The organism is Maribacter taeanensis (assembly GCF_047345145.1).
Taxonomy (GTDB): domain Bacteria; phylum Bacteroidota; class Bacteroidia; order Flavobacteriales; family Flavobacteriaceae; genus Maribacter_C.
In genome coordinates, this window is record NZ_JBLFER010000005.1 from 120141 (window position 1) to 131876 (window position 11736).

Here is an 11736-nt window from a genome sequence, read left to right on the forward strand (position 1 = left end):
TTAGTATCCTGGGTTTTGAACTAAGTTAGGATTAAGAATGATCTGCGTTGCTGGAATTGGAAACAAGTTACGATCTGTATTACCTACAGCGGCAGGGTCTTTAAATTCCCAATCACGTGTATATTGACCAAAACGAATTAAATCATTACGTCTCCAGAACTCACAATAAAGCTCTCTTCCTCTTTCAGCAAGTATATCGCTTTCTGTAACTGAACCTAATGGCGAAGCTTTGCGAATTACTCGTAATGCATTAACCATTGCCGTAGCATCTCCTCCACTTCGCAACATCGCCTCAGCTCTCATCAAATAGGCATCAGAATATCTGAAGAAAATTTCATGCTCCGTAAAACCGCCATAACGGGGGTTATATTTCATAACACGAATACCTCTGACTTCATTGTTATCTATTAAACTACTAGAACCTGTAACGGTGCTGGTAAATTCACGAGTGAAATCCAATGGAGCTCCACCTCTTTCTTGTAAAGCCGAACCGTCTAAACCATATTGTTGACCAATTAAAAATCCATTTCCAACATTTGAACCATCTTCAAAACCGCCATTATCAGTAGTGCCATCAACTCCTGAGAAAGGAACTCCATTAAGAGGAACTCCACCGCGACGTTCTTCCTGACCGTCTAAAAGAGCACCATCAAGAGTTTCTGATCTATTACTGTTAGGGTCACCTTCAAATAAATCGTAATACTCGGCTAGTGTACTAAAGCCGTTCCAGCCACCTCCACCAATACCGGTAGAGTTATAGTGTAAGCCGTTGAAAATTCTATTTCCAACACCTGTATTCACATACCAAATAGTTTCAGTATCACTGGTATTTCTGAAAATGTCAAAATATCCATCTTGCAGGGCGTAATTATCCGCATCGATTTCATCAACTAAAGAAATAACTCTGTTCATATCCGAAGCATCTGTAGCTCCTGAACCATTATATATATGTTTGTTTAAAAGAACTTTAGCAAGTAAATATCTGCCAGCGGCTTTCGTTGCTCTAATGTTATCATCTCCCGCAGAAGAAGTTGGTAAACCGGAGATAGCTGCTTCTAAATCAGCTACTATAAAGTCTACGGCAGCAGAACCAGAAAGCACTTCAGGGTCAGCTTGAGATGAAGCCTGTGTGTCTCTGTAAGGAATTTGACCAAAATTGTCTAATATCACAAACATCGAAAGCGCTCTTAAGAAATTGGCTTGTGCTTTTGCTTCAGCTGAGGAACTTGAACGATCATCAAGAACTTCACTGGCGGTTAACTGCAATTCATTCCATTGGTTCCATACGTTTGTGATAAACGAATGATCAGGTGTCCAAGAGTGCTGATGCAATTGTCTCCAAATGCCATTATCACCCCAGTCAGAACCTCTGGTTGGAATAAGTTGGGCATCGGTAGTAACTTCACTCAATGCGTACAAATTGGCTTGATCTCCTATATAACCTCTGAGAGAGTTGTACATAGAATTTACTTGATCATCAGCAAGCGTGGCATCAGTAATTCCTTCAAACCCAGTTGCCAGTATTGAATCTGTTTCTTCAATCTCCAAATCTGTACAGGAGAATACAAGCGTTGCTGCTGCTATGGAAAGCATCAGCACGTTTCTTTTTGTTTTTAAATAATTCATCATTGCAGTTTTTTTTAGTTAAAATTTCGCATTCAAGCCCAAAGTAAAGGTTCTAGGTCTTGGAAAAGAGGTATAATCTATACCTGCACTCGGAATACCAGTTCCTAAATCTCCTGTGCTGGAAGATACTTCTGGATCTAAACCACTATAGCCGGTAAGAACAAATAAATTTTGTCCATTAAGTGATAAGCGCATCGATTTGAATAAGCCTTCACCACTAACAGGTAGATTATATCCGACGGATAAATTTTGTAACCTTACAAAATCTCCTTTTTCTAAGTACAAAGTGGAAACTTCTTGCGAAGTAAGTTCAAGCGCATCAGGGGTAGCGTTTCTTGAAGTTTCAAATGTAGGTCTGTTCAAGAAGGCATTCGCTGTGTTGTTATAAATATAAAAACCGAATTGACCTGCAAAGAAAGCAGATGCATCGAAACGACCAGCGTTGAAATTTAAAGAAAGACCTGTAGTAATATCTGGTAGTGCATCTTTATCTACGAAACCTTTGTCATCAGCTGAAAAATTTGGAACTCCGCTGGCATCTTCAGAATACTCTGCCATATAGAAAGAAAATAAAGATCTACCTTCTCCTAAACGTTGAGCAAACGCTCCTGTAAGGCCAGGACCGTTGATAGCTCCAAAGTCGGCTGTAGTTCCATTAAGACCTTCAACAACGTTGTTGTTGTATGCAATATTGAAATCTACAGAGAAACCCACTTTATCAGTTTGAACTAAATCATATCCTAGAGCCAATTCGACACCTTGGTTTATGATAGTTCCGTTTTCTAAGTTGCTAAATTTAAAAGGGTCAAATGCCGGTGCAGCAGCGGCTTGACGAAATAAAAGATCATTTGTTTCTTTGCGATATACATCCACAGAACCTCTAAAACGGTCCGCGTTAAATCCAAAGTCAATACCTAAGTTATAATCTGTTGTCGACTCCCATTTTAAATCAGGGTTTTGAACCGCAACAGTTTCAATACCTGGTCGAACAACAATTCCATCATTCGAAATGCCCGCACCACCAAAACGTTGTCTTTTCAAATAGTTGGCATAACCCAAACCACCTTGGTTACCGGTTACACCTGCACTTAATCTTAATTTAAGGGTTGAAACATTATCTCCAACAAAATCTTCTTCACTTAGCTTCCAGGCAAATGCACCAGAAGGGAAAATACCATATTTATTATTTGTACCAAAACGTGAAGAACCATCAGCTCTTACCGTTGCTGTAAAAAGAAATTTATTATTTAGAGAATAATTAACACGACCAAAGAATGATTGAAGTTCGTCTGTGTTATTAAAGGTATCTAACCAAAATGAACGGAAATTACTGACCCCCCCGTTAGGTATAGTTCCAGTGTTATCAAAAGGTAAAAGTACATTGACAAAATTATTGCCACTACCATTTTCATCATACCCCAATTGTTGAAAATTTGTAAGTAAGTTTGAAAAACTTTCTGCATTTTCTTCAATAAGTTGGAACATTTGATTCAAATCGGTTCCTCCGCCTCCCCATCCTTGGGAGTTGTATCCTTGTCTTTGGAAATCTTGAAAAGAATAACCTACAAGAGCTTTTAAGTTTGAGTCCCCAAAATCTTTGTCGTAAGTTAAGGTTACATCTAATAATTTACTGGTAGCTTCTAGGGTGTTATATGAGGCCTGACCATTCCCCGTAATTCTACCATTATTTAAATAACCGCCTGATGCAACAGAACTTGCAAAAGCATCAGAATTATCATAACCCACACTTACTCGGGCCATAAGCGATTCTACGATGTCATATTCAGCAGCAGCATTTACTAACAGACGATCGGTAATAGTTTGAGCTTCAAAACTTGCTAAGATATTGGCAGGGTTTAAGCGGTTACCATCAATGGAGAACCCTGGTTCATTCGGCCATGTTGGAGGCGCTGAGTATGCAGCACCTATGAGGTTACCGCTGGCACCAGCACCGCCACTAATGGCAGGAGCTTGATCTTCAACACGTGAAATAGAAGCTTGAACGCTTAAGCGTAATTTGTCATTAAGAAAACGATGGGCGGCATTAATTCTACCAGTAACTCTTTCTTGACCAGATTTTTCTATAATACCAAGTTGTCGTCCGTAAGAAAAGGTAGCACGTACGTTACCTTTTCCGTAATTATTTGAATATGATAAGTTATTGTTAGTAGAGGCAGCAGTTCGTGTAATCACATCTTGCCAGTCAGTATCAGAACCAGTATTGTCGTCAAAAGTAGGAACGGGTTCGTTTCTTAAAGCTAAATTTTGAGCTCTATATTCCGCGGCGTTGAATAAATCGTACTCATTTGCGGGAGAAGAGATGCTTAAATCACTACTCCATTCAAATGTACCACCTTGGCTACCTTTACCACTTTTTGTAGTAATAATAACAACACCATTTGCACCTCTAGAACCATAAATAGCGGTAGCAGAACCATCTTTTAAGATAGACATGCTCTCAATATCATTCGGGTTGATAAAGTTTAATGGGTTTCTGGCAGAATCTCCACCATCAACAATACCACCAGCATTGGGCGTAGTGCCTTCATCAGATAGTGGAACACCATCAACAACAAATAATGGATTGTTATTAGAACGAATTGAGTTAGAACCACGAATTCTAATAGCAATACCAGCTCCTGGCTCACCACTTGATTGTGAAATCTGAACCCCAGCTGTTTTACCCTGAATCAACTGTTCTGGTGAGGAAATGATACCTCCGTTGAAATCTTCAGAAGTAACAGCCGTAACTGAGCCTGTAGCATCTTTTACGGTTGTCGTACCGTATCCAATAACTACCACTTCTTCTAATGCTTCTGCATCTTCTTGCATGGTTACATTAATGGATGATTGCCCATTGACAGCAATTTCTTGTGTTTTGAAGCCCACATAGCTGTATACTAAGGTGGCATCACTTTCTGCGTTAATGGTGTAGTTACCATCAAAGTCAGTTTGGGTTCCGGTAGTGGTTCCTTTAACTACGACACTTGCTCCAGGCAAGGGGCCGTTAGCATCGGAAACTGTTCCGGTTACTTCTTGCGCTTGTGTTAGTCCGAAGCATAAAAATGCTCCAACTACTAACAAGCTTCTGAGTAGCGTAATCTTCATAGATGTTAATTTAAGTTGAGTTAATTTAATTTAAACTGAAATTCAAGAGTTAAAAATATGTAAAAAAAGTGTTAAACTGAGTTTAAGTGTAAATCTACAAACTACGAAAACGGTTTCGTGTTGATAACTTTTCCAAAATAAGATAATATTGATTTAAGATGCGTAAAATTAGGCATTTCGCATTTTTTTTAATGCAAAAAAGCAAAATTTGTACAATTCAACAAATATAAACCTTTTTATTTTTGTTGATTTCAAATTGAAATTGACTCGTTTCTGACTGGAAAATGTTAAAAAACAACATTTTATTAATATAAGTTGCTTTAAACAATTACTTTGGATTTGTTAAACCTTTAAAATGATACCATTGCGCAGAAAAATAACATTAAAAGATATTGCAAGAGAACTGGAGGTGTCAATTTCTACGGTATCGAAAGCTTTAAAAAATAGCGAAGAAATTGGCAGAGATACCAAAGAAAAAGTTCAAGCATTTGCAAAACTTTATAACTATAAGCCTAACAACATAGCAGTAAGTCTTAAAAATAAGCATACTAAGAATATTGGGGTTATTATACCTGATATTGTGCATTATTTTTTTACTACGGTATTTCGCGGCATTGAGAAGTATGCGAATAGCAGAGGTTATAATGTAATCGCCTGCGTTTCCTATGGTTCTTTTGATAAGGAGGTTATAAACATGGAGATGTTGGCAAATGGCAGTATCGATGGCTTTATCATGGCCCTTTCAAGCGAGACGCAGCAGAAAAATGATTATAACCATTTAAGAGAGGTTACACAACAGGGCATTCCTTTAGTATTGTTTGATAGCACGACGGATGAAATAGATTGTGATAAAGTGGTCATCAATGATGAAGCAGCTGCCTATGAAGCGGTAAAAAAAATGTTGTCATCAGGAAAGAAACGAATCGCCCTTTTTTCCACTGGTGATTTTTACACGGTTAACAAGAAAAGGGAAAAGGGATATCGACGGGCTCTTGCTGAATATAATATTGAAGTAGATGAAGATTTAATTTTGAAAATGCCACCTGATGAAAATATCGATATTATTGACCCTTTCTTGGAAAGGAATAAGATAGATGCAGTATTGGCCGTAAATGAGATAACAGCAATTCATGCAATGGGAATTGCTAGAAAAAAGGGCTATAGAATACCTGAAGATATTGCTTTCATTGGTTTTACAGATGGATTACTGTCGAAATACTCTCAGCCTAGCTTGACGGCTATTGCCCAGCATGGTGACCAAATGGGTGAAATTGCTGCGCAAATGCTTATAGAAAAGGTAGAAAGTGAATATGTAGAAGAAGAGGAAGAAGTTTTTAGAACGGAAATTATTGAGGCTACTTTAATTGAAAGAGAATCTACCATCAATTAATCAAATCAAACCATTTTTACGAAATGACGAAAACCGGATTTATATTCGACCTAGACGGTGTTATTGTTGACACCGCCAAATACCATTACCTAGCCTGGCGAAATTTAGCAGAAGAATTAGGTTTTGAATTTACCGAAGAACAAAATGAACTTTTTAAGGGAGTCAGCAGAAAACGTTGTCTGGAAATTTTGTTAGAAATTGGAAATGTTAAAGCCACTCAAGAGCAATTTGATCTTTGGATGATAGAGAAGAATGAGGATTATTTAAAATATATCGAAAAAATGGATGCTTCTGAAATTCTTCCAGACGTCGCAAAAGTGCTCGACTATTTGAAGGAAAGAAATATTCCAATAGCATTAGGTTCTGCAAGTAAAAATGCGAAACCCATACTTGAAAAGGTAAAACTGTTGTCCTACTTCGATTGTATAGTAGATGGTAATAATGTTACCAAGGCTAAACCCGATCCTGAAGTTTTTCTTATTGCAGCTGAAAAGTTGGGTGTTGACCCAAACAATTGTGTGGTGTTTGAAGATGCTGTCGCTGGAGTGGAGGCCGCCAATGCCGCCAATATGGTTAGTATCGGAATTGGAGATAGTGCAATACTGTCAGAAGCGAAACACAATTTTATAGACTTCACAGAAATGAGTTTAGAATTTCTAAGCGGTTTGATAAAAAACTAAGATTTATAAGGAATAGATTTTCCTCTAGAGGAAAATGAACAAAAGAGATGATATTTAATGAATCAAGATTACATAAAAGCAGATAATTGGTCAATTATAGAAGAGGGCTTTGATGCGGAAAGAGTAAAATCTTCCGAAAGTTTATTTAGTATTGGTAACGGAGCCATGGGGCAACGCGCCAATTTTGAGGAGCACTACTCAGGTGAGACTTTTCAAGGAAGTTATATTGGTGGAGTTTACTATCCGGATAAAACAAGAGTGGGTTGGTGGAAAAATGGCTATCCCGAATATTTTGCTAAAGTTTTGAACGCTCCAAATTGGATTGGAATCAAAGTCAGCGTAAACGGAGAGTCCTTAGATTTAAACACTTGCAAGTCAGTTTCTGGCTTTAAGCGAGAACTGAATATGAAAGAGGGTTGGTACCAACGTTCTTTTAAGGCCGAAACTTACAATAATATTCAGTTAGCGGTCAAGGTCACCCGTTTTTTGAGTTTGAATTTGGATGAAGTTGGGGCCATAAAATATGAAATTACGCCGCTTGAGGATGCTGTTGAAATTCTCTTTGAACCGTATTTAGATTCCGGAATTACAAACGAAGACAGCAATTGGGATGATAAATTTTGGAATACTACGGATGTTGTATCTGAGGGAAATCAAGCGTTTATTCAAGCGCACACCATGAAGACGAATTTTGCGACTTGTACTTTTATGTTAGCACAACTCCACCTTAACAGGAAGCAAATTGAGCAAAAGCCCACTGAAACGAAAAAGGAACTTTTCGTTTCTCATGGGTATACTCAAAAGGTAAAAAAAGGCGAAACCGTCGCGCTTCATAAGTTTGGCGGTTATGTTGTTGATACCAATCATAAGAAAGAAGATTTAGCGGCCGCCGCAAAGAACGTTTTGCAAAAAGCAACTGATTTAGGTTTTGAAGCTTTATTAGAAAAGCAAAAAGAGGCATGGAGCGATATCTGGAAAATGAGCGACATTACAATTGAAGGTGATGTAAAAGCACAACAGGCTATCCGATTTAATATTTTTCAGCTTAACCAAACCTATTCAGGCAAGGATTCCAGACTAAATATCGGCCCAAAAGGCTTTACTGGTGAAAAATATGGGGGAAGCACTTATTGGGATACCGAAGCTTATTGTATTCCATTTTATATGGCGACAAAAGACCAAATCGTAGCTAGAAATTTATTAGAATATCGTTATAATCATTTAGAAAAAGCCATTGAAAACGCCGAGAAATTAGGGTTTTCAAACGGAGCAGCTTTGTATCCGATGGTGACCATGAATGGCGAAGAATGTCATAATGAATGGGAAATTACCTTTGAGGAAATCCATAGAAACGGGGCCATTGCTTTTGCGATTTATAACTACTACCGTTTTACGGGGGATTATTCATATATCCCAGAAATGGGATTAGAAGTACTTATCGGAATTGCTCGTTTTTGGCAGCAAAGAGCTACATTCTCAAAGCAAAAAGATAAGTACGTAATTCTTGGGGTTACAGGACCCAACGAGTATGAGAATAACGTAAATAACAATTGGTACACAAACTACTTGGCAAAATGGTGTATTAATTATGCCGTTGAGCAGTTGCAGAAAGTAAAAGATGGTTATCCTGAAGATTACAACCGAATCATTGGCGTTTCAAAGCTTACGGATTCGGAAAAATCAAAATGGAAAAAAGTAGCGGAAAATATGTACTTCCCATTTTCTGAGGAGGAGGATGTTTTTCTGCAACAAGATGGCTTTTTGGATAAAGAATTGATTACAGTTGAGGATTTACCAAAATCGCACCGCCCTATCAATCAAAAATGGAGTTGGGATAGAATTTTACGTTCTCCCTACATCAAACAAGCTGATGTTTTACAGGGGTTTTACCTGTTTGAAGATCATTTTACTACCGAAAAATTAGAAAAACATTTTGATTTCTACGAGCCTTTTACTGTTCACGAATCTTCGTTGTCCCCTTGCGTCCATAGCATTCAAGCAGCAAAGTTAAACCGCATGCAACAGGCCTATACTTTCTATCTGCGTACTTCGCGCTTAGATTTGGATGATTACAACAAAGAAGTAGAAGAAGGTCTTCATATTACTTCAATGGCCGGCACATGGATGAGTATCGTTGAAGGTTTTGGAGGAATGCGTGTGATTGATGATAAATTGTCGTTCACACCACGAATTCCGAAACAATGGAAAGCATATTCTTTCAAAATCAATTTTAGAAAACGTGTTTTAAAAGTAACGGTGTCTAACGAAGGGTCAAAATTTGAGTTAGAAGGGGGCAAAGAAGATATGTCGATTCGTGTAAACGGAGAGCGAGTAGTTTTGGAACCTGCCAAGTTGATATCCATTTAAATTTATTTTATCAATGAAAGGGGTCTGGAAACTAACATTTGTATGTATTTCAATTGTATTTTTGGGCTGCAAAACAGATAAAAACGCTACTGAGAAAATGACGCAAAGTCAAGCTGCTAAAAAGAAACAAGTCGTTTATCAAGTGTTTCCCAGACTTTTCGGAAATACAAATACCAACAAGAAACCTTGGGGCACCCTTGAGGAAAATGGAGTTGGAAAATTTTCCGATTTCTCAAAGGAAGCTTTGAAAGAAATCAAAGATTTGGGAGTTACCTATATCTGGTATACCGGAGTTCCGCATCACGGAGTGATTACCGATTACTCAGAATTCGGAATTTCAAACGATGACCCTGATATTTTCAAGGGTCGCGCTGGTTCACCTTACGCCGTTAAGGATTATTACAATGTGAATCCTGATTTGGCGGAAAACCCGGAGAAGCGACTAGAGGAATTTCAAAATTTGATTCAACGAACACATGCTGCCGGATTGAAATTGCTTATTGATATCGTACCGAATCATGTTGCCAGAAATTACGAAGGGAAGTCAACACCGAAGGGTTCTGAACCTTTTGGTGCTACCGATAATACTTTAGTGGAATACGAGCGCAATAATAATTTTTATTACGTACCTGATGCGGAATTCAAAGTCCCGAATTGGGAAAACGGATACCTTCCTTTAGGAGGAGATGCAAATGTTTTATCCGATGGAAAATACGAGGAAATTCCTGCGAAATGGACAGGAAATGGTTCTCGGTCACCGCAACCCAATATGAATGATTGGTATGAAACGGTGAAAATAAATTACGGTGTTCGACCAGATGGTTCATATGATTTCGATAGGCTTCCCGATGGATATGATTCAAAAAGTTACAATGAACACTATCAATTTTGGTCAGATAAAGATGTTCCAAGTTCTTGGAAAAAGTTCAAAAATATTGCCTTGTATTGGCTGGAAATGGGAGTTGACGGATTCCGTTATGATATGGCGGAAATGGTTCCTGTAGAATTCTGGAGTTATATGAATTCTCATATAAAAATGAAAAATGCCGATGCTTTTCTATTGGCTGAGGTATATCAGCCAGGTTTATATCGAGAATATCTCCACAAAGGAAAAATGGATTACCTCTATGACAAAGTAGAACTTTATGATAGCTTGAAGCATATTATGCAGGGGCATGGTTGGACGGACCATATTCCGAAAGTACAAGAAGGGTTGCAAGATATCGAACACAATATGTTGCACTTTTTAGAGAATCATGACGAGCAGCGAATTGCTAGTCCTGATTTCGCCGGTAGTGCTGAAAAAGGTAAACCCGCAATGGTAGTTTCAGCAACAATAAGTACATCACCAACGATGCTATATTTCGGACAAGAAGTTGGAGAAGCCGGTAAAGAGGACGCAGGATTTGGAAAACCAACCCGAACATCTATTTTTGACTACATCGGAGTACCAGCACATCAAAGATGGCTTAATGACCGAAAATTTGATGGAGGCCAGCTATTTGAGGAAGAAAAGAATCTGCGTGATTATTATAAGCGACTTTTGAACTTTACTGTGAATAGTGATGCCCTTATGGGCGAGTATGCAGATATTCATTATTACAATCGAGAGCATACTGATAACTACAACCATCGGGTACTTTCATTTGTTCGTTGGTCAGCTGACGAAAGACTAATTGTAGTTTCCAATTTTGATGCTGATAAGGAGTATTCTTTCGAATTAAAAATACCTAATGAGCTAATTCAAAAATGGAATCTTAAAGATGGAGAGTATTCTTTAGAAGATGTTTTATATGGAAATGAAAACCTTCTAAAAGTGAATGAAGGCATAGGTAAGATTCAAATTGAATTGAAAGGTTTGGAATCTTTCATTTTTCAACTGAACTAACTCTTATTTTGTAAAAAAAGGCTTCCAAACGGAAGCCTTTTTTAATGTTAGTATTCAATGTTTTATTTGATTTTATTGTAAATAAGTCCGGCCAAAAAGCCCATTACTGCATAAAATAAGATGTAAATCAATCCATTAACAAGAGCTCCTGTTAAGTCAAGAACATTTGTTGTAGCATGGTTGATGAGTTCATTTCCTAATCCTACTAAAACACCGATAAGAATGCCGTATTTTATACCATCTGAGGTTGTATAACGGCTCTCACCCCATTGTCTAAAAATACTTGAAAACGCAAAGGCTTGAATTAAACATCCTAGTGCTAAAATACCCCATTCTGGAACTTCTTTCGGCACTCCTGCTGCTGTTCCCATATGACTATTTAGAAAACTGTCGGCCAAAACACCCCATAAAAGATAGCCGCCCATAAAGCCCCAAATAGTGGTAGCAATTGTTGAAATTAAATTTGTTTTTGTAAACATAATATTGGTTTTAATTGGTTGTTTTCAAATAAATGTAAATAAAAATCAATACTCTTTTAAAATTTTAACAATTGTTATCTATCTGATTAGGTGTAATTTATATATGAATTAAAGCTATTTTTCGATTCCGAAGATATGCTCTTCTAAATTGTAGAACCAATCGTATATTTGAAGCTTATCTAAAAGAATACTGAAATG

At 37.7% G+C, this 11736-nt stretch carries 7 protein-coding genes; 4 read left to right on the forward strand and 3 right to left on the reverse strand.

From position 1 onward, the window contains the following. Positions 1-1629, reverse strand: coding sequence for a RagB/SusD family nutrient uptake outer membrane protein (locus ACKWCD_RS15505; RefSeq protein WP_413984867.1), 1629 nt, complete (start codon positions 1627-1629; stop codon positions 1-3). Between the two features lie 15 nt (positions 1630-1644). Next, positions 1645-4734: a SusC/RagA family TonB-linked outer membrane protein gene (locus ACKWCD_RS15510; protein ID WP_413984868.1), complete on the reverse strand. Its 3090-nt coding sequence runs from the start codon at positions 4732-4734 to the stop codon at positions 1645-1647. A 364-nt stretch (positions 4735-5098) separates the two neighbouring features. Here ACKWCD_RS15510 and ACKWCD_RS15515 point away from each other — a divergent pair, with 364 nt between their 5' ends. Genes ACKWCD_RS15515 through ACKWCD_RS15530 form a run of 4 tightly spaced genes read left to right on the forward strand, consistent with a single transcriptional unit; the run spans position 5099 to position 11059 of the window. Continuing rightward, positions 5099-6124 carry a LacI family DNA-binding transcriptional regulator gene (locus ACKWCD_RS15515; protein ID WP_413985056.1) on the forward strand — a complete coding sequence of 342 codons (1026 nt, stop codon included), beginning with the start codon at positions 5099-5101 and terminating at the stop codon, positions 6122-6124. Between the two features lie 23 nt (positions 6125-6147). Further along, positions 6148-6804: a beta-phosphoglucomutase gene (pgmB, locus tag ACKWCD_RS15520; protein ID WP_413984869.1), complete on the forward strand. Its 657-nt coding sequence runs from the start codon at positions 6148-6150 to the stop codon at positions 6802-6804. Positions 6805-6861: 57 nt separating this feature from the next. Beyond that, positions 6862-9171 (forward strand): glycoside hydrolase family 65 protein, encoded by a 2310-nt coding sequence (locus ACKWCD_RS15525; RefSeq protein WP_413984870.1) that lies wholly within the window; start codon positions 6862-6864, stop codon positions 9169-9171. A gap of 13 nt (positions 9172-9184) precedes the next feature. Beyond that, positions 9185-11059 (forward strand): alpha-amylase family glycosyl hydrolase, encoded by a 1875-nt coding sequence (locus ACKWCD_RS15530; protein ID WP_413984871.1) that lies wholly within the window; start codon positions 9185-9187, stop codon positions 11057-11059. Between the two features lie 62 nt (positions 11060-11121). On the opposite strand, the gene ACKWCD_RS15535 is transcribed toward ACKWCD_RS15530, so the two are convergent. Continuing rightward, on the reverse strand, positions 11122-11538 hold the full coding sequence (locus tag ACKWCD_RS15535) for a hypothetical protein (protein ID WP_413984872.1): 417 nt from the start codon (positions 11536-11538) through the stop codon (positions 11122-11124). Positions 11539-11736 lie beyond the last annotated feature (198 nt).

Excerpts from the sequence above, each read along its gene's own strand:
- ACKWCD_RS15505 (WP_413984867.1), bottom strand. The coding sequence starts at position 1,629 with ATGATGAATTATTTAAAAACAAAAAGAAACGTGCTGATGCTTTCCATA.
- ACKWCD_RS15510 (WP_413984868.1), bottom strand. The coding sequence starts at position 4,734 with ATGAAGATTACGCTACTCAGAAGCTTGTTAGTAGTTGGAGCATTTTTA.
- pgmB (WP_413984869.1), top strand. The coding sequence starts at position 6,148 with ATGACGAAAACCGGATTTATATTCGACCTAGACGGTGTTATTGTTGAC.
- ACKWCD_RS15525 (WP_413984870.1), top strand. The coding sequence starts at position 6,862 with ATGAATCAAGATTACATAAAAGCAGATAATTGGTCAATTATAGAAGAG.
- ACKWCD_RS15530 (WP_413984871.1), top strand. The coding sequence starts at position 9,185 with ATGAAAGGGGTCTGGAAACTAACATTTGTATGTATTTCAATTGTATTT.
- ACKWCD_RS15535 (WP_413984872.1), bottom strand. The coding sequence starts at position 11,538 with ATGTTTACAAAAACAAATTTAATTTCAACAATTGCTACCACTATTTGG.